Origin of the sequence: Klenkia brasiliensis, from assembly GCF_900100695.1 — a bacterium.
In the GTDB taxonomy this organism is placed as follows: domain Bacteria; phylum Actinomycetota; class Actinomycetes; order Mycobacteriales; family Geodermatophilaceae; genus Klenkia; species Klenkia brasiliensis.
On the sequence record NZ_FNCF01000006.1, the window covers coordinates 130,461 to 148,635 of the forward strand.

General features: G+C 75.3%; 15 protein-coding genes. 12 read left to right on the plus strand and 3 right to left on the minus strand.

Features of this window, described 5'->3' with window-relative positions; all coding sequences use genetic code 11:
• Nucleotides 1–138 precede the first annotated feature (138 nt).
• On the minus strand, nt 139–549 hold the full coding sequence (locus BLT39_RS17595) for a DUF5318 family protein (protein WP_091066704.1): 411 nt from the start codon (nt 547–549) through the stop codon (nt 139–141).
• Between the two features lie 187 nt (nt 550–736).
• On the opposite strand from BLT39_RS17595, the gene BLT39_RS17600 reads away from it, so the two are divergent.
• Both BLT39_RS17600 and BLT39_RS17605 read left to right on the plus strand, forming a co-directional pair.
• A complete protein-coding gene (locus BLT39_RS17600; protein WP_091066707.1) occupies nt 737–1,816 on the plus strand; it encodes an inositol-3-phosphate synthase in 1,080 nt (359 codons plus the stop codon).
• A gap of 35 nt (nt 1,817–1,851) precedes the next feature.
• Nucleotides 1,852–2,628, plus strand: a complete 777-nt coding sequence (locus tag BLT39_RS17605; RefSeq protein ID WP_091066711.1) for a hypothetical protein — start codon at nt 1,852–1,854, stop codon at nt 2,626–2,628.
• 121 nt (nt 2,629–2,749) lie between these two features.
• Here the strand turns inward: BLT39_RS17605 and BLT39_RS17610 are convergent, their stop codons facing one another.
• A complete protein-coding gene (locus tag BLT39_RS17610; protein WP_091066714.1) occupies nt 2,750–3,403 on the minus strand; it encodes a YqgE/AlgH family protein in 654 nt (217 codons plus the stop codon).
• Nucleotides 3,404–3,479: 76 nt separating this feature from the next.
• On the opposite strand from BLT39_RS17610, the gene BLT39_RS17615 reads away from it, so the two are divergent.
• Nucleotides 3,480–4,772, plus strand: a complete 1,293-nt coding sequence (locus tag BLT39_RS17615; RefSeq protein ID WP_109502180.1) for an MFS transporter — start codon at nt 3,480–3,482, stop codon at nt 4,770–4,772.
• Here the strand turns inward: BLT39_RS17615 and BLT39_RS17620 are convergent.
• Entirely contained in the window at nt 4,750–6,225 is a 1,476-nt protein-coding gene (locus tag BLT39_RS17620) for a CCA tRNA nucleotidyltransferase (protein ID WP_242658516.1), read from the minus strand. The two genes, BLT39_RS17615 and BLT39_RS17620, sit on opposite strands and share 23 nt — an antisense overlap.
• Nucleotides 6,226–6,267: 42 nt before the next feature.
• Here BLT39_RS17620 and BLT39_RS17625 point away from each other — a divergent pair, with 42 nt between their 5' ends.
• From BLT39_RS17625 to BLT39_RS17665, 9 genes are all read left to right on the plus strand, one after another.
• Nucleotides 6,268–6,744 (plus strand): NUDIX hydrolase, encoded by a 477-nt coding sequence (locus BLT39_RS17625; protein ID WP_091067354.1) that lies wholly within the window; start codon nt 6,268–6,270, stop codon nt 6,742–6,744.
• Entirely contained in the window at nt 6,741–9,056 is a 2,316-nt protein-coding gene (locus BLT39_RS17630; RefSeq protein WP_091066720.1) for a DUF6049 family protein, read from the plus strand. Before BLT39_RS17625 ends, BLT39_RS17630 begins: the two co-directional genes overlap by 4 nt.
• The gene (murJ, locus tag BLT39_RS17635; protein WP_242658517.1) at nt 9,053–11,311 is read left to right on the plus strand and encodes a murein biosynthesis integral membrane protein MurJ; all 2,259 of its coding nucleotides are present in this window, start codon (nt 9,053–9,055) and stop codon (nt 11,309–11,311) included. Before BLT39_RS17630 ends, murJ begins: the two co-directional genes overlap by 4 nt.
• Before the next feature lie 65 nt (nt 11,312–11,376).
• Nucleotides 11,377–12,993, plus strand: coding sequence for a protein kinase family protein (locus BLT39_RS17640; protein WP_091066723.1), 1,617 nt, complete (start codon nt 11,377–11,379; stop codon nt 12,991–12,993).
• A gap of 64 nt (nt 12,994–13,057) precedes the next feature.
• Nucleotides 13,058–14,086: a thioredoxin-disulfide reductase gene (trxB, locus tag BLT39_RS17645; protein WP_242658518.1), complete on the plus strand. Its 1,029-nt coding sequence runs from the start codon at nt 13,058–13,060 to the stop codon at nt 14,084–14,086.
• 43 nt (nt 14,087–14,129) lie between these two features.
• Entirely contained in the window at nt 14,130–14,456 is a 327-nt protein-coding gene (gene trxA / locus BLT39_RS17650) for a thioredoxin (protein ID WP_091066727.1), read from the plus strand.
• Between the two features lie 139 nt (nt 14,457–14,595).
• Nucleotides 14,596–15,711, plus strand: coding sequence for an N-acetylmuramoyl-L-alanine amidase (locus tag BLT39_RS17655; protein WP_091066731.1), 1,116 nt, complete (start codon nt 14,596–14,598; stop codon nt 15,709–15,711).
• A gap of 45 nt (nt 15,712–15,756) precedes the next feature.
• On the plus strand, nt 15,757–17,172 hold the full coding sequence (locus BLT39_RS17660; RefSeq protein ID WP_091066734.1) for an aminotransferase-like domain-containing protein: 1,416 nt from the start codon (nt 15,757–15,759) through the stop codon (nt 17,170–17,172).
• Complete coding sequence (locus BLT39_RS17665) at nt 17,169–18,149, plus strand: D-alanine--D-alanine ligase family protein (RefSeq protein ID WP_091066737.1); 981 nt, start codon at nt 17,169–17,171, stop codon at nt 18,147–18,149. The genes BLT39_RS17660 and BLT39_RS17665 overlap by 4 nt, the downstream gene beginning before the upstream one ends.
• The last annotated feature ends 26 nt before the right edge of the window (nt 18,150–18,175 follow it).

Consider the following 18,175-nt stretch of genomic DNA (forward strand, 5'->3'; position numbering starts at 1 on the left):
CTTCGGATGGTGTGCGACGGGCTCGGGTCAGCGGACCAGCATGCCCCGGTCGAGGTGTCGCGGTCCAGGATGACCGCTCCAGCTGTGGACGGCCGGGAACGGTCCGTCCGTGCACGTGTCGCGCCGGGCGCGCCGGTGTCAGTCCGGGGCGGTCCGGCGCCGGGCGCGGCGGGGTTCCCGGCCGGGCACCGGCTCGGCGCCCAGCAGGTAGGAGACGGCCAGGTGGTTCCACCGGCAGGCGCGGCAGACCTCGACGCAGTAGACGGCGAACTCGTCCTGCATCGCGTCCATCCGGGCCAGCTCGCGTTGCCGTTTCGCCTGCCCGGCGACCGTCCCCAGGGCCTCACCGTAGACGTAGTTGACCCTGGTCAGCAGCGTGTTCTGGCACACCGGGCACCGATCGGGGGTCTCCTCGCCGTGGTGGCGGGCGGCCTGGACCAGGTGCGGGGTGGCGTCGCAGACCTCGGCCAGGGCGACCCGGCCGGCGCGCACGTCGGCCAGCACCGCGCGCTTGCGCAGCGTGTGGTCGACCGTCGATCGGCGCGGCACCCGACCAGCGTACGACCGGTCGCGGCCCCGGCGGACCTGACAAACGGATCCGTATGCAAGCTGACAAACCTCCGGCTATGTTCGTACCGTCCGGTCCCGCAGCGCGGCCGGCCCGGACGGACCGCACCAGCAGCCCGCACCACACCACCAACCGCCGCGCAGCGTCGCCGGCACTCCAGGAGGACCCATGGGATCGGTCAAGGTCGCCATCGTGGGCGTCGGCAACTGCGCCGCCTCACTCGTGCAGGGAGTCGAGTACTACAAGGACGCCGACGAGACGCACAGCGTCCCCGGCCTGATGCACGTCCGCTTCGGCGAGTACCACGTCTCCGACGTGCAGTTCGTCGCCGCGTTCGACGTCGACGCCAAGAAGGTCGGCCAGGACCTGTCCGCGGCCATCGGCGCCAGCGAGAACAACACCATCCGCATCTGCGACGTCCCCCCGCTGGGCGTCACCGTGCAGCGCGGCACCACCCTCGACGGCCTGGGCAAGTACTACCGCCAGACCATCGAGGAGTCCGACGAGCAGCCGGTCGACGTCGTGGCCGCCCTGCGCGAGTCCGGCGCCGACGTGCTGGTCTGCTACCTGCCGGTCGGCTCGCAGGAGGCCGCGGAGTTCTACGCCCAGGCCGCCCTCGACGCCGGGGTCGCCTTCGTCAACGCGCTGCCGGTGTTCATCGCCGGGACCAAGGAGTGGGCGGACAAGTTCACCGCCGCCGGTGTCCCGATCGTGGGCGACGACATCAAGAGCCAGGTCGGCGCGACCATCACCCACCGGGTGCTGGCCAAGCTGTTCGAGGACCGCGGCGTGCAGCTGGACCGCACCATGCAGCTCAACGTCGGCGGCAACATGGACTTCAAGAACATGCTCGAGCGCGAGCGCCTGGAGTCCAAGAAGATCTCCAAGACCCAGGCCGTCACCAGCCAGGTCGACCGCGACATGGGCAAGGACAACGTGCACATCGGCCCGTCGGACCACGTGCCGTGGCTGTCGGACCGCAAGTGGGCCTACGTCCGGCTCGAGGGCCGCGCGTTCGGCGACGTCCCGCTGAACCTGGAGTACAAGCTCGAGGTCTGGGACTCCCCGAACTCGGCCGGCATCATCATCGACGCCGTCCGGGCCGCCAAGATCGCCAAGGACCGCGGGATCGGGGGGCCGATCCTGTCGGCGTCCTCGTACTTCATGAAGAGCCCGCCGGTGCAGTACAGCGACTCCGAGGCCCGCGACGCCGTCGAGGCGTTCATCCGCGGGGACGTCGAGCGCTGACCGACCGGGCCGGTGTGCCTCCCTACCCTGGGGGCATGCCGGCCCGCTCCCGTTGGATCGCCCTGTTGGTCGCCCTCGCCGTGTCCGTGCTGGCCGGGTGCAGCAGCGGGGGGTCCGCCGCCGACCGCAACCCCGGCGACAAGATCACCGAGGACGAGGCGCAGACGCTGGCCGGCCTGCTGCACCGCAACTACACCGCCGGCGGCGCGGACTTCACCATCACCGCGCCCTACGCGGAGGGCACCGTGCTGACCCTGACCGGGGAGATGGACTTCCGGCAGGGCATCGGCCGGGCGCAGGCGGTCACCACCTACGGCAACGGCCAGCCCGACGACACCCGGACGCTGTTCTTCACCACCGCCGACCTCTGGTACGGCGACGTCCCGGGGCTCACCGAGGCGATGGCGGCGGCCGGGCGCCCGGGCACCACCTACCTGGAGCGGCCGATCGCCAGCACCCAGGCCAACGGGACGGCGTCGCTGGTCGACGTCCTGGTGCAGCTGCTGCCCAACCTGTCCCAGCGCGCGGACGACGACCCCCGGTCCTTCCTGGAGCGCAACTACACCTGGCAGGGCCAGCGCTCGGTGGACGGCCAGCTCGCCGCGGCGTACCAGACCGGCAACGGGGCGACGATCGTGGTGTCGGCGGAGTCGAAGATGCTCCTGCAGTACACGACGCGGCTGCCCGACCAGACCTTCGAGGTCACGATCAACCTCAGCGACCCGGGCACACGGACCATCACCGTGCCCGGCGAGGCGGAGACCGCGCTGGCGTCGGACTACCCCCAGGTGGCGGCCGAGCTGGGGTTCTGAGGCCGCGCCCCCGGCACGCAGAACGGGAGGGACGGTCTCTTCCCCAGACCGCCCCTCCCGCAGCTGCCAGTCTGCCAGACCGGACGGCGTCGGGCGAGCCTCCTGGGGCCGGAGTGGCGGGTCAGTTCTGGGTGGGGTCGGCCGTGGCCGTGGCCAGCACCGCGCGGGCGCCGGTCTGCCGGCGCAGCACGCGGTGCCACAGAGCCGAGCCGGCCTCCGCGGAGAGCACGTCGTCGGCGCGGGCGGCCACGCAGGCCCAGGCACCCTCGGCCATCTCGCCGCCCAGCTGGCCGGGGGACCAACCGGCGTACCCGGCGAACACCCGCAGGCCGCGCACCGCCGGGGCGAGGCCGTCGGGGTCGCCGTCCAGGTCGACCAGGTGGACGTCGGCGTCGACGGTCTGCAGGCCCGGACCGCCCTCGGCGCAGACGGCGAGCCCCAGCGCGGTCTCGCTCTCGCACGGACCGCCCACGTGGAAGACCCCCGGCGCGACGGCCAGGTGCGCCCAGCCGGGCAGCACCTCGGCGATCCGCACCTCGCTGGGCCGGTTGAGCACCACCCCGACGGTGCCGGAGGGGGAGTGGTCGACGACGTAGACCACGGTGCCGGCGAAGTTGGGGTCGCCGAGCGCGGGCATCGCGACCAGCAGGGACCCGGGACGGACATCGGCGATGCGCCCCAGGGTCAGCGGGGGCGCGACCGCACCGGGCGCCCGGCCCGCCGCCGGGGCGGTGGGCCGGCGGTCCGGGTCTGGCGACGGGGGCACCGCGTTCATCGCGCCCAGTGTGCCCCAGGACGGGGCCCTCCGGGGGCAACAGGCGCCGCCCGGTCCGACCGTAGGGTGCGCGGGTGTGGGGGGACGGGCAGCGACGGCGCGCCGGCTGCTGGGGCGGGCGGACTTCCGCCGGCTGCTGCTCACCCGGCTGACCGCCCAGTTCGGCGACGGCGTGTTCCAGGCGGCCCTGGCCGGCACGGTGCTGTTCAACCCGCAGCGGGCCGCCGACCCGGTCGACGTCGCCGCCGGGTTCGCCGTCCTGTTGCTGCCGTACTCGGTGGTGGGTCCCTTCGCCGGCGTCTGGCTGGACCGCTGGAGCCGCCGGCAGGTGCTGCTGGTGGCCAACGGCCTGCGGGCCGGGCTGGTCGCCGTCGTCGCCGCGCTGACCTGGGCCGGGGTGGACGGGCCGGCCTACTACCTGGCCGGGCTGGCGGTGTTCTCGGTCAACCGGTTCGTGCTCTCGGCGCTGTCGGCCGGGCTGCCGCACACCTGCGACCGGGCCGAGCTCGTCCCGGCGAACGCGCTGAGCACCACCGCCGGGGCGGTGGCCGGGGTGCTCGGCGGCGGCGTGGCCATCGGCGTGCGCGCCCTGGTCGGCGGGGACGACGCCGGCTACGCCGCCCTGGCCCTTTTCGCCGCCCTGCCCTACCTGGTGTCCGCGGGCGTGGTCGCCGGGTTCGCCCGCGCCCACCTCGGCCCGGACCACTCCTCGCGCACCGCGACGGTCTCCGCGCGGGACGTGCTGCACGGGATGGCCGCCGGTGGCCGGCACGTGCTGGCCTCCCGGGCGGCGACCTGGGTGCTGTCGGTGATGGCCGTGCAGCGGGTCTGCTTCGGCCTGCTCACCCTGCTGACCCTGCTGCTCTACCGCGGCACCCTCGACCCGGTCGGCCCCTTCCCGGTCGGCCTGGCGGGGCTCGCGCAGGTGCTCGCCGCCGGCGCGGTGGGCACGCTGCTGGCCGCCGCGGCCACGCCGCCCGCCGTCCGCCGGTGGGGCAAGGTCCGCTGGACGACGGCGGCGCTGGTGCTCGGGGGGGTGGGTCAGCTGGCCCTGGGTCTGCCCTTCCTCGCCCCGGCCGTGGTGGCCGCCGGCTTCGTGCTGGGCTTCGTCGGCCAGGCGGTGAAGATCTGCGTGGACAGCACCCTGCAGGAGGTCGTGCACGACGACTTCCGGGGCCGGGTGTTCTCCGTCTACGACACCCTGTTCAACGTCACCTTCGTGGCCGCCGTGGTGGTCGGCGCGTTCGCGCTGCCCGGGTCGGGCCGCAGCGTGCCGGCGCTGGCCGTCGTCGCGGGGCTCTACCTCGCCGTGGCCCTCGCCAACGCCCTGCGCGGCCAGCGGGCGGTCAGCGCGAGCGCCACCAGCTGAGCAGCTCGGCCTCGGCGACGTCGGGGTCCAGCGGGCCGCGCTCCAGGCGCAGCTCCTTGAGGAACCGCCAGGCCTCGCCGACCTCGCGGCCCGGCGCGATGCCCAGCAGCTCCATGATCCGGTTGCCGTCCAGGTCCGGCCGCACCCGCGCCAGGTCCTCGGCGGCCGACAGCTCGGCGATCCGGCGCTCCAGCGAGTCGTAGGTCGCCGACAGCTGCGCGGCGCGGCGCCGGTTGCGGGTCGTGGAGTCCGAGCGGACCAGCTTGTGCAGGCGGGGGAGCAGGTCGCCGGCGTCGGTCACGTACCGCCGGACGGCCGAGTCGGTCCACTCGCCCGAGCCGTAGCCGTGGAAGCGCAGGTGCAGGAAGGTCAGCCGCCCGACCTGCTCGACGACCTCCTTGGGGTACTTCAGCGCGGTCAGCCGCTTGCGCACGAGCTTGGCGCCGACGACCTCGTGGTGGTGGAAGGACACCCGCCCGCGCGGCTCGTGCCGGCGGGTGGCCGGCTTGCCGATGTCGTGCAGCAGGGCCGCCAGCCGCAGCACCAGGTCCGGGGACGGCGAGTCCGGGTCGGCCAGGTCCAGCGCGATGGCCTGGTCGAGCACGGTGAGGGAGTGGGCGTAGACGTCCTTGTGCTGGTGGTGCTCGTCGATCTCCATCCGCAGCGCGGACAGCTCGGGCAGCACGACGTCGGCCAGCCCGGTGGCCACCAGCAGCTCCAGCGCCGCGCGGGGGGCGTCGTTGCACAGCGTGCGGGAGAACTCCTGCTGCACCCGCTCGGCGGTGATCCGGCCCAGCTCGGGTGCCAGCCGGGTCATCGCCTCGACCACCTCGGGCACCGGGGTCAGGCCCAGCTGGGCGACGAACCGGACGGCGCGCAGCATCCGCAGGGGGTCGTCGGCGAAGGAGTCCTCCGCCGTCCCCGGGGTGCGCAGCCGGCCGGCGAGCAGGTCGCCCAGCCCGCCGAAGGGGTCGGTCACGGTCCGGTCCGGGCCGAGGGAGACCGCCATCGCGTTCACGGTGAAGTCCCGGCGGGCGAGGTCGTCGACCAGCGAGGAGCCCCACGCCACCTCGGGGTTGCGCGACTCCCGGTCGTAGCGGTCGGCCCGGTAGGTGGTGATCTCCAGCCGCTCGCCGCGCACCTCGGCGCCGACGGTGCCGAACGCGATCCCCTGGTTCCACGTGGAACCGGCCAGGCCCTGCAGCACGGCGAGGGTCTGCTCGGGGGTGGCCGAGGTGGTCAGGTCCAGGTCGCCGATGCGCGGCGTGCCCGACCCCGCCGCGAGCAGGGCGTCGCGGACCGAGCCGCCGACCAGGTGCACCTCGTGCCCGGCCGCGGTGAAGCGCTCGCCGACCAGCCCCAGAACGGGCGTGAGGTCCACCAGGTCGCGGACGGTCTCCTGCACGGCCTCGGGGACCGGCTGGGGCTCGGGGCGCGACGGCTGCTCGGACACGACCAGCCAGGCTACTGAGGCCGGTCGCGCTACCCTGCAGGCATGGCTCCGACGGGCGGACGACGGCGCCCGGGCCGACGTCTGCGCCGGGTCGACGAGACCTCCGCCGGCGGGCTGGTCGTCGCCGACGACGACGGCACCGGGCCCCGCGCGGCGCTCATCGGGCGCACCGACCGCCGCGGCCGGTTGCTGTGGTCCCTGCCCAAGGGGCACATCGAGGCCGGCGAGACCCCGGAGGACACCGCCGTGCGCGAGGTGGCCGAGGAGACCGGGATCATCGGCGAGGTCGTCGCACCGCTGGGGATCATCGACTTCTGGTTCGTCGCCGACGGCCGCCGGGTGCACAAGACCGTGCACCACTTCCTCCTCCGCGCGGTCGGCGGTGCGCTCTCCGACGAGGACGTCGAGGTCACCGAGGTGGCGTGGGTGCCGCTGACCGAGCTCTCCGGCCGGCTGGCCTACGCCGACGAGCGGGCGCTGGTCGAGCGCGCCCCCGGCCTGCTGGCCGACAGCGCGTGACCCGCCGGGCTGCCGGCGGCGCCGGACGCCCCGCGACCCGCACCTGGGGGTGGACCCGCGCAGGGGCCCTGCTGCTGACCGCGCTCCTGGGCGCCCTGCTGCTGCCCGGCGCCCAGGCGCAGGCCGCCCCGGCGGCGAGCCCCGCCGCGCCGGTGCGCATCACGATCACCTCGCTGGAGCCGCGCACGGTCACCCCGGCGAGCACGGTCGTGGTCACCGGCACGCTGACCAACGACGGGGACGACACCATCACCGACCTCTCGGTGCGGCTGCAGCGCGGCGACCGGCTGGCCACCCGCGACGAGCTGGCCGCCGACGCCGCCGACCCGTCCCCGGGGGACGCCGCCCAGGCGCCGTTCCAGGCGCTGACCAACGTGGTGCTCGAGCCGGGCGACCCGACCCCGTTCACCTACACCGCCTCGGCCGCCGACCTGGCCCTCACCGCCGACGGCGTGTACCCCGTCCTGCTCAACGTCAACGGCACCCGGGCCGGGCTGGTCGAGCGGGTGGGGGAGCTGTCGACCTACCTGCCGGTCTTCTCCACCACGACCAGCCGGACGTCGGTGGCCTGGCTGTGGCCGCTCACCGACCGGCCGCACCGCGACGCCTCGGGCGCCTTCACCGACGACGACCTGGCCACGGAGGTCGCCGCCGACGGCCGCCTCGACCGGGCGCTGACCGTGCTGGAGGACCTGCCCGACGGGGGCCGCACGGTGCCGGTGACGCTGGCGGTCGACCCGGCGCTGGTCGAGGAGCTGACCGCGATGGCGGGGGGCTACACCGTCGACGGCGCAGCCGGGCAGGGCGTGGCCGCGGCCGGGGACTGGCTGTCGCGGCTGCGGTCGCTGGCCGCCGTCCACCCGGTGGTCGCGCTGCCCTACGCCGACGTCGACGCCGACGCCCTGCAGGCAGCCGGCCTGCCGGCGGTGCTGACCCGGTCGCTGCCGGGCACCGTCGAGGGCACCGCCGCCCAGCCGGCCGACCAGGGCCCGCTGCCCGAGGCGTCGGCCACCGCGACCACCACCGCCCCGGCGCCGGCCCCGACGACGAGCGCGGGGGAGCGGATCCTCGCCGACGCGCTGGACACCACCCCGCGCACCGACCTGGCCTGGCCGGCGGGGGGCGCGGTGCGCACCGACACGCTGGCCACGCTCACCGCGGGCGGCGTCGACCAGCTGGTGCTCGGCGAGGGCGCCTACTCCGACGCGGACGCCGCCGTGGGCCGCACCGGCCGCGCGGCCGCGGCCCGCGTGCCGGTCGACACCGCCGGCGGCACGCTGACCACCCTGGTCGGGGACTCCGCGCTGGCCCAGGTCGTGGCGGGGGCCGACACCGCCGCGGGCGGCCCCCGGGTGGCCGAGCAGCGCTACCTGGCCGAGCTGGGCGTGCTGACCTCCCAGCTGGCCGCGGTCGACCCGGCGGTGGCCCAGACGGTGCTCGTCGTCCCGCCCCGCGAGGTCGAGTCCGACCCGGACTGGACCACCCCCATGCTGGCCGACACCGCGTCGGAGCCCTGGCTGGCCGCGGTGGGCCTGGACGACCTCGCGACGGGACCGGTCGCCGACGCCGGCGACCTGGTGGCCCCCGCCGACGACGCCCGGCTCGCCGGCCCGGGCATGGCCGCGGTCGCCGCGGCCGTGGCGGTCCGCGACGACGTCGCCGGGGCGGTCGTCGGCGACCCCGGCACGGTGCTGGCCGGCTACGACGCCGCCGCCTCCCGCGCGACGTCGGCGGCCTGGCGCGCCGACCCCGACGGCTTCGCGGCGTCGGCGGCGGACCTGCAGCAGACCCTGAGCGGGCTGCGCGGCGAGGTCGGCCTGGTGGCCCCGGCCGACGGCGCCTACAGCCTGGCCTCCAGCGACGCCCCGCTGGTGCTCACCGTGCGCAACGACCTGCCCTTCGCCGTCGACGTCACCCTGGACCTGCAGACCCGCAGCGGCGTGGGCTTCCAGGCCGAGACCGTGCCCGCGCAGCGGCTGGAGCCCCAGTCGCGCACGGTCGTCACCGTGCCCACCTCCGTGCAGCAGTCGGGCAGCTTCACCGTGGTCGCCCAGCTGGCCACCCCGGCCGGCGGTCCGCTGGGCACGCAGGTGCAGCTGCGGGTGAGCAGCACCGCCTACGGCCCGATCACGCTGGCCATCACCATCGGCGCGGCCGCCCTGCTGGGCCTGCTGTTCCTGCGGCGGCTGGTCCTGTTCGTGCTGCGCCGCCGGCGCGGTGAGCCCGCCCCCGTCGACGACGACGTGCTGGTGCCCGTGGACGGCGACCCGGCCGGCCCGCGCCCCGCTCCGCCCACCCGGAGCCCGGTGTGAGCGGCGGGTCGCACCGGCCCGACGGCGACCCGGCCTCGGGCGAGGGGCCGACGGTGGCCGAGATCGTGGAGCGCGCGGCCCAGGAGCGCCGCAGCGGCGAGCAGCCGGCCGCCGAGCCGGCCCGGCCCGCCCGGACCGCCCGGCCGTTGCCGCCCGCGCCCTACGGCGCCGTCCCGCCGCCGCTGGCCGCGCCCTCGGCCAGTGCGCTGGCCGGGCACCCGACCACCGACGACCCCGCGGTCCCGCAGCAGCGGCCCGCGCGCCGGCCCGACCCCCGCGAGGACCACCGCGAGGACCACCGCCAGGACCACCGTCCCGGTCGCCGACCGGAGGGCGCGAGCGGACCGGGCACCCGGTTCAGCCCGCTCGGCGCGGCGCTCGCCCCGCCCACGCCCGCGGCGCGGCCGGCCACCCCGCCACCGCCCGCACCGCCACCGCCCGCACCGCGACCGCAGGACCCGCCGCCGCTCCCGCCGGTGCCCGGTCCGGCCACCCGCTCCGGCGAGCAGGTGTCGTTCCGGACCCGCTTCGTCCCCAGCCCGGACGACACCCAGGTCATCCCGGTGCTGCCGCCGGTGCCCAGCCGGGTCGAGGAGGACGAGGACACCGGCACCGTCGTCGCCCGCGAGGGCACCCCCGGCGGCAGCCGCGGCATCCTGCGCGCCGCCGGGACGATGGCCGTGGCCAGCCTGGTCTCCCGCGTCACCGGCCTGCTGCGGACCATCGTGGTGGCCGCCGCCCTCGGCGTGGGGCTGGTGAACGACGCCTACAACACGGCCAACACGCTGCCGAACATCGTCTACGAGCTGCTCCTCGGCGGGGTGCTGACCTCCGTCGTGGTCCCGCTGCTGGTGCACGCCCAGGAACGCGACCGCGACGGCGGCGTCGGCTACGCGCAACGGCTGACCACGCTGGCGATGGCCGGGCTGGTCGTGATGACCGGCTTGGCCGTGCTGGCCGCCCCGCTGCTCACCCGCGCCTACGGCATCACCGGCGACCCGGACCAGGTGGCCCTGGCCAACTGGCTGGCGCGGCTCCTGCTCCTCGAGATCGTCTTCTACGGTCTCGGCGCCCTGGCCACCGCGATCCTCAACGCGCGGGGGGTGTTCGGCTGGCCGGCCTGGGCGCCGGTGCTCAACAACGTCGTCGTCATCGCGACGGCCGTGCTCTTCGTCGTGGCCAGCGGGCCGGGTCGCCTGACGCCGGTCACGATCACCCCGACCCAGGTCTGGCTGCTGGGTGTCGGCACCACCCTGGGCATCGCCGTCCAGGCGCTCGTCCTGGTCCCGCAGCTGCGGAAGGTCGGCGTCCCGCTGCGCCCCCGGTGGGGGCTGCGCGGCTCCGGTCTGGGCGAGGCGGGGACGCTGGGCCTCTGGGTGGTCGGCTACGTCGCGATCAGCCAGGTCGGCGTCGTCGTGGCCACCCGCATCGCCAACGCCGCCGGGCGCGAGCTCGGGCTGGGCTCGGCCGGCTTCGGCATCGCCAGCCTGCTGTTCCAGATGCCCTACGGGATCATCGGCGTCGCGCTGCTGACCGCGTTGGTGCCGCGGATGAGCCGTGCCGCGAGCCGGCAGGACGTCCCCGGGGTCGCCGCCGACCTGTCGCTGGGCATGCGGCTGTCCGCCGTCGGCCTGCTCCCGGTGACCGGCCTCCTGGTGGTCCTCGGCCCGGCCCTGACCACGGTGGCCTTCGGGCACGGCGAGACCTCGCTGGAGCAGGCGCGCTCGATCGGCACCGCCCTGGCCCTGGGGGCCTTCGGGCTGCTGCCGATGGCGGTGACCCTCCTGCAGCTGCGGGTCTTCTACGCCATGAAGGACGCCCGCACCCCGACGCTCATCCAGCTGGCGATGGTCGCCGTCCGGGTGCCCCTGCTGCTCGTCGTGCCCACGGTCGTCGAGCCGCAGCACGTCGTCGCCGGGCTCATGGTGGCGACGTCGCTGACCTACGTCACCGGCTGGGTGGCCGGCGACGTCGCCCTGCGGCGCAAGCTGGGCGCCGTGCGCACCGGGGACGCCGCCGGGCCGGTGCTGAAGATGCTGGTCGTGTCGGTGGTCGCCGGCGCCGTCGGCTGGGGTGCGGCGCACCTCACCACCGGACTGGTCGGGACGTCGGTCACCGGGTCGCTCGTGACCCTCCTCGTCGGTAGCCTGGTCATCGGCGTCGTGGTCGTCATCGGCGTCGTGCTGGCGAAGGTCCCGGAGGTCTCGGGCCCGGTCGCGGCCGTCCGGGCTCGCCTGGGCGGGGCACGGCGGTGAGCGACCCGGCACCGCGACCGGCGCGCGAGGGCTCCGGCAGGGCACCAGGGAGGTCGGCAGCGTCCGTGACGTCGACGACCACCGGCCTGCCCGACCGCTACCGCCCGATCGACCAGCTCGCCCCCGACGAGCCGACCGCCACCGGCGTCATCCGCTCGTGGCGCGCCCGCGACCGGGTGCTCAACCGCGACGTCGCGCTGCGCGTGCACACCCCCGGCGGCCCCGCCGCGCGTGAGTGGATCGCCCGGGCGCTGACCGCCGGCGGGCTGGCCACCCCGGCGCTGTCCATGGTCTACGACGCCGCCGAGGGCACCCCCGACGACAGCCCCGCGGCCTACGTGGTCAACGAGTGGATCGACGGCCAGACGCTGGCCGAGCGGCTGGAGTCCGGGCCGCTGCCCGAGCGCGAGGCCCGCACCGTCGTCCGCCGGCTGGCCGAGGGCGTCGCCGAGGCGCACCGGGTCGGCCTGGCCGTCGGCGGCCTCACCCCCGACCACGTGGTGCTCCGGCCCGGTGGCCTGGTCGGTCTGCTCGCCGTCCCCGCGGCCGAGGGCAGCATCCCCGGCGACATCGCCGCACTGGGCGCGCTGCTCGAGCTGTGCCTCACCGGCCGCCGCGGCGACGAGCCCGGCGCGCAGCCCCCGCACATCGTCCAGCCCGACCTCGCCGCCCTGGTCCGCCGCGCCCGCTCCACCGAGCCGGGCACCGCGCTGTCCAGCGTCGCCGCGATGGCCGCGCTGCTCGGCGACCGGCCACGCACCGGGCACACCGCACCCCAGCTGGCCGTGCGCGGCGACGAGTCCGAGAGCGGCTGGCTGCGCAAGCTGCGCGACCGCCGCGACGCCGAGGACGCCGCCGCGACCGCCGCCGGGCGCCCCCCGCGGCGCGACGACGACGCCGTCCCGCTGGCGCGCGACAGCTACCCCCCGGTGCCGCGGGTGGTCGACGACCGCGACGACGAGGACGACCTCGACTGGGGCTCGGCCTTCGCCGGCGAGGACGACGACGAGGTCGTGGACGCCGAGCCGCAGGCCCCCAGCTGGCGCCGCCGGCTGGTCGTGGTCGGCCTGCCGCTGCTCGCCCTGGTGATGGTGGTCGCCGCCGGCTGGTGGCTGGGCACCAACGTCATCTCCGCGGCCAGCAACGTCGACGACGTGCAGGGCTCCACCCCGGGCGTCACGGCCCCCACCAGCGGCGGCGAGGACGGCGGGGAGGACCAGGGCACCCCCGCGGGCACCCCGCTGCAGATCAGCACCGCGCAGGTGTTCGACCCCTTCGGCGACGGCGAGCCCGAGAACGACGGCGACGTGCCGCTGTCCTACGACGGCGACCCGGCCACCGTGTGGCCCACCCTGACCTACCGGGGCTCGGCCGACTTCGGCAACCTCAAGCCCGGCGTGGGCGTCCTCTACGACCTCGGGTCGGAGCAGGCGCTGTCCGGGGTCACCGTGACCGGCTCCGAGGGCGCCGCCGTCGAGGTCCGCACCGGTGACTCCGCGGACGGCGACCTGGACTCCTTCGCGGTCGGCGCCCAGGGCGAGTTGACCGGCGGCGCCGACGAGCTCTCCTTCTCCTCCCCGGTGACCAGCCGCTACGTGCTGGTCTGGGTGACCGGGCTGGTCCCCGCCGACGGCGGCTTCCAGGCCGGCCTCGCCGAGGTGTCCCCGCTCTCGGCGGGCTGAGGCCCGCAGCAGCCCTGGTCCGATCCGGGCACGGCCCGGGAATGCTCGCCCTAGGCTGTCCGTTGTGCCGCCCGTGACGAACGACCAGCCCACCCCCGGCCCCGCTGTCTCGGCCCCCGGCGACCCCGGGCAGTCCCCGGCGATCCCGCCCGCCGAGCACGACGGCGTGCGCGACCTGATCATCATTGGGTCCGGTCCGGCCGGCTACACCGCCGCCACCTACGCCGCCCGCGCCAACCTGCACCCGCTGGTGTTCGAGGGCTCGCAGTTCGGCGGCGCGCTCATGACCACCACCGAGGTGGAGAACTTCCCCGGGTTCCCCGAGGGCATCCAGGGCCCGCAGCTGATGGACGACATGCGCACCCAGGCCGAGCGCTTCGGCGCCGAGCTGGTGCCCAGCGACGTCACCGAGGTCGACCTCACGGCCACCCCCAAGGTGGTCAAGGTGGGCGACGAGGTGCACCGCGCGCACGCCGTCATCGTGGCGACCGGCTCGAAGTACCGGTACCTGGGCCTGGAGAACGAGGCCCGGCTGCTGGGCCACGGCGTCTCGGCCTGCGCCACCTGCGACGGGTTCTTCTTCCGCGACCAGGACATCGCGGTCGTCGGGGGCGGTGACTCCGCGATGGAGGAGGCCACCTTCCTCACCCGGTTCGCCAAGTCGGTCACCGTGGTGCACCGCCGCCCCGAGCTGCGGGCGTCGAAGATCATGCAGAAGCGCGCCCAGGACAACGAGAAGATCCGCTGGGCGCTGGGCAAGCAGGTCACCGACGTGCACGGCGAGAACCAGGTCCAGTCGGTCACCCTGACCGACACCGAGACCGGCGCCACCGAGACCATGGACGTCAGCGGCCTGTTCGTGGCCATCGGGCACGACCCGCGCAGCGAGATCTTCGCCGGCCAGCTCAAGCTCGACGACGAGGGCTACATCCAGGTGGAGCACCCGACCACCCGCACCAACATCGACGGCGTCTTCGCCTGCGGCGACGTGGTCGACCACATCTACCGCCAGGCCATCACCTCCGCCGGCACCGGTGCCGCGGCCGCGATCGACGCCGAGCGCTGGCTCGCCGACACCTTCGACGAGCGCTGACCCCCACCCCCCGCGCACGACCCGACAACAAGGAGCCATCCCCATGGCAGGCAACACCGTGAAGGTCACCGACGACAGCTTCGCCACCGACGTGCTCGGCAGCGACAAGCCGGTGCTCGTGGACTTCTGGGCCGAGTGGTGCGGCCCCTGCAAGATGGTCGCCCCGGTCCTCGAGGAGATCGCCACCGAGCACGGCGACAAGCTCACCATCGCCAAGCTGAACATCGACGAGAACCCGCAGATCGCCCGCGACTACCAGGTCATGTCGATCCCGACCATGACCGTGTTCCAGGGCGGCAAGCCGGTCAAGAGCATCATCGGCGCCAAGCCCAAGGGCGCGATCCTCTCCGACCTCGCCGACTTCATCTGACACCACCGGACGGGGGGTACGGGCCGCACGGCCCGTGCCCCCCGTTCGTGCGTCCCGGGGGCCCCGCCCTCGCCGTGGCGCCCCGGCAGGACCACAATCGGTGCCGACACGGACACACCCAGACTGGAGCGACCCCCGCGTGCAGATCCTGCTCCCCGGCAGCGCCGGCCCCGCCGTCGCGGAGGTCCAGGCGGCCCTGCGAGGTCTCGGGCTGCTCACCACGCCGCCCGGTGGCCCCGACGTCTACGACGAGGCGACCGCGCTCGCCGTCCGGCACTTCCAGCAGGTCCGCGGCCTCTCGGTCGACGGCCGGGTCGGCGAGGAGACCTACCGGGCGCTGACCGAGGCCCGCTGGTCGCTCGGCGACCGGCTGCTGCGCTACGACCCCGAGCGGCCGATGCGCGGCGACGACGTGCACAACCTGCAGGAGCGCCTGCTCGAGCTCGGCTACGACGCCGGCCGCGCCGACGGCATCCTGGGCGCCGAGACCGAGTCCGGGCTGCGCGGGTTCCAGCGAGACTACGGCCTGACCGTCGACGGCACCTGCGGCCCGGGCACCCTGCGCGCGCTGCGCCAGCTGGGCCGGCGGGTGACCGGCGGACGCCCCCAGCTGCTGCGGCAGAGCGCCGGCATGGTCGAGTCCGGCCCGCACCTGATCGGCCGGGTCATCGTCATCGACCCCGGCCACGGCGGCGAGGACACCGGGTTCACCGCCGGGGAGACCACCGAGGCCGACCTGGTCTTCGACCTGGCCTCGCGGATCGAGGGCCGGCTGGCCGCCGCCGGCGCCACGGTCTACCTGACCCGCGGCCGCCGCGGCGGGCCCTCCCTGGAGGAGCGCACCGCCTTCGCCAACTCCGCGCGCGCGGACCTGTTCGTGTCCCTGCACATGGAGGCGCACGGCTCCCGGCACGCCCGCGGGGTGGCCAGCTACTACTACGGCACCGGCTCGGGCGCGTCGTCCACCGTCGGCGAGGAGTTCGCCAACCTGCTGCGCCGCGAGGTCATCGCCCGCACCGGGATGCTCGACTGCGGCTCGCACGCCAAGACCTGGGACCTGCTCCGGCTGACCCGCATGCCGGCCATCCGGCTGGACTGCGGGTACCTGTCCCACCCGGTCGACCGCCAGCTCCTGCTCGACGCCCGGCTCCGCTCGACCGTCGCCTCCAGCGTGCTGGCCGCCGTCCAGCGGTTGTTCCTGCCCGCGGAGGCCGACCCGCCGACCGGCACCTACCAGTTGTCCACACCGGCGTAGGACAGCTTCCCGGGTTCCGTCAGGTGACGTCCCTACACTGCGGTCATGCCTTCCCCGACGCCTGACCTCCCGGTTGGCACAGCGGGCCAGGTCCCGGTCCCGGCGCGGCACCCGCGGCTGGACCCGCTGGCCGACCGCTACGCCGCCCGCACCCACGGCATGAAGAGCTCGGAGATCCGGGCCCTGTTCTCCGTCGTCAGCCGACCCGAGGTGGTCTCGCTGGCCGGCGGCATGCCCGCCGTCACCGCCCTGCCGCTGGACGCCGTGGGCTCCATGATCGGCGAGCTGGTGTCCGGCATGGGCGCGCAGACCCTGCAGTACGGCTCCGGCCAGGGCGACCCCCGGCTGCGCGAGCGGATCTGCGACGTCATGGCGCTGGAGGGCATCACCGACGCCTCGCCGTCGGAGGTCGTGGTCACCGTCGGCTCCCAGCAGGCCCTGGACCTGGTCACCCGGGTCTTCTGCGACCCCGGCGACGTCGTGCTGGCCGAGGCGCCGTCCTACGTGGGTGCCCTGGGCGTCTTCCAGGCCGCGCAGGCCCGGGTGCAGCACGTCGCGATGGACGACGACGGCCTGGTGCCCGAGGCCCTCGAGGACGCGCTCGTCGAGTGCCGCGCCCGCGGCGACAAGGTCAAGTTCCTCTACACGATCCCGAACTTCCACAACCCGGCCGGCATCACCCTCACCGAGGAGCGCCGGGTCAGGATCATGGAGATCGCCGACCGGTACGACCTGCTGGTGGTCGAGGACAACCCCTACGGCCTGCTGGGCTTCGACCGCGAGCCGATGCGCGCGCTGCGGGCCCGCGACGCCGAGCGGGTCATCTACCTCGGGTCGTTCTCCAAGACCTTCTCCCCGGGCCTGCGCGTGGGCTGGGTGCTCGCCCCGCTCGCCGTCCGGGAGAAGCTGGTGCTGGCCACCGAGGCGCAGGTGCTCTGCCCGCCCTCCCTCACCCAGTACGCCGTCGCCCGGTACCTGGACACCCAGCCCTGGCAGCAGCAGATCAAGACCTTCATCGAGCTCTACCGCGAGCGCCGCGACGCCACCCTGGAGTCCCTCGCCGCGCTCATGCCGCCGGGCACCACCTGGACCAGGCCCGACGGCGGGTTCTACGTCTGGCTGAAGCTGCCCTCGGGCCTGGACGCCAAGCTCATGCAGCCGCGCGCGGTGAGCGCCCACGTGGCCTACGTGCCCGGCATCGGCTTCTACGCCGACGGCCAGGGCAAGGAGTACATGCGGCTGTCCTACTGCTACCCCGAGCCCGACCAGATCCGCGAGGGCGTGCGCCGGCTGGCCCGCGTCGTGGAGGCCGAGCTCGACCTGCACACCACCTTCGGGTCGGTCGACACCGGCCGCTTCCGTGCCGTGCGGCCGGCCGGGCCGCAGGTGCCCGTGGTCGAGCCGATCACCGGCCCGGCCTCCTCCGACAGCATCGGTGACCCAGTGGGGGACCAGCCGTGAGCACCCAGCCCGCCACCGTCGACGAGGACACCGACCTGCTGCGCGCCGTCGTGCTGGCCGGCGGCCTCACCTTCGAGCGCGAGGTCAGCCTGTCCTCGGGCACCCAGGTGGTCGAGGCCCTGCTGCGCGCGGGCCTGGACGCCGAGCTGCGCGACGCCGACGCCGACCTGCTGCCCGGCCTGGCCGCGGCCCCGGCCGACGCCGTCTTCATCGCCCTGCACGGCTCCACCGGCGAGGACGGCGCGGTGCGGGCGGTGCTCGACCTCGCCGGCATCCCCTACGTCGGGTCCCCGGCGGCGGCCTGCCGGCTCGCCTGGGACAAGCCCGCGGCCAAGTCCGTCGTCCGGTCCGCCGGCGTCACGACCCCCGACTGGGTCGCCCTGCCGCACTCCACCTTCCGCGAGCTGGGCGCCGGCGCGGTGCTCGACCTCATCGTCGCCCGGCTGGGCCTGCCGCTGATGGTCAAGCCCGCCTCCGGCGGCTCCGCGCTGGGCGCGCAGAAGGTCACCCGGGTCGAGGACCTGCCCGCCTCGATGGTCAGCTGCTTCGCCTACGGCGACACGGTGCTCGTGGAGCGCTTCGTCGACGGCATCGAGCTGGCCGTGTCGGTCGTCGACCTGGGGGAGGGGCCGCAGGCGCTGCCGGCGGTGGAGATCGCCCCCGAGTCCGGCGTCTTCGACTACACCTCGCGCTACACCCCCGGGCTGACCGAGTACCACACCCCGGCCCGGGTGGACGACGACGTCGCGCAGCGGGCGGCCGACGCCGCGGTCACCGTGCACCGCGCGCTGGGCCTGGCCGACCTGTCCCGCACCGACCTCATCGTCGACGCCGAGGGGGCCGTGCACTTCCTCGAGGTCAACGTGTCGCCGGGGCTGACCGAGACGTCGATGTTCCCGATGGCCGTCGAGGCAGCCGGTCACCGGCTCGGCGACGTCCTCACCCGACTGCTCCACCTGGCCGCCGCCCGGGGCTGACCCCTCGCGGGTTCCGTCGGTGACGG

Coding starts and splice junctions, on each gene's coding strand:
- BLT39_RS17625 (WP_091067354.1), top strand. CDS start 6,268: ATGGCTCCGACGGGCGGACGACGGCGCCCGGGCCGACGTCTGCGCCGG.
- trxA (WP_091066727.1), top strand. CDS start 14,130: ATGGCAGGCAACACCGTGAAGGTCACCGACGACAGCTTCGCCACCGAC.
- BLT39_RS17660 (WP_091066734.1), top strand. CDS start 15,757: ATGCCTTCCCCGACGCCTGACCTCCCGGTTGGCACAGCGGGCCAGGTC.
- BLT39_RS17605 (WP_091066711.1), top strand. CDS start 1,852: ATGCCGGCCCGCTCCCGTTGGATCGCCCTGTTGGTCGCCCTCGCCGTG.
- BLT39_RS17610 (WP_091066714.1), bottom strand. CDS start 3,403: ATGAACGCGGTGCCCCCGTCGCCAGACCCGGACCGCCGGCCCACCGCC.
- BLT39_RS17600 (WP_091066707.1), top strand. CDS start 737: ATGGGATCGGTCAAGGTCGCCATCGTGGGCGTCGGCAACTGCGCCGCC.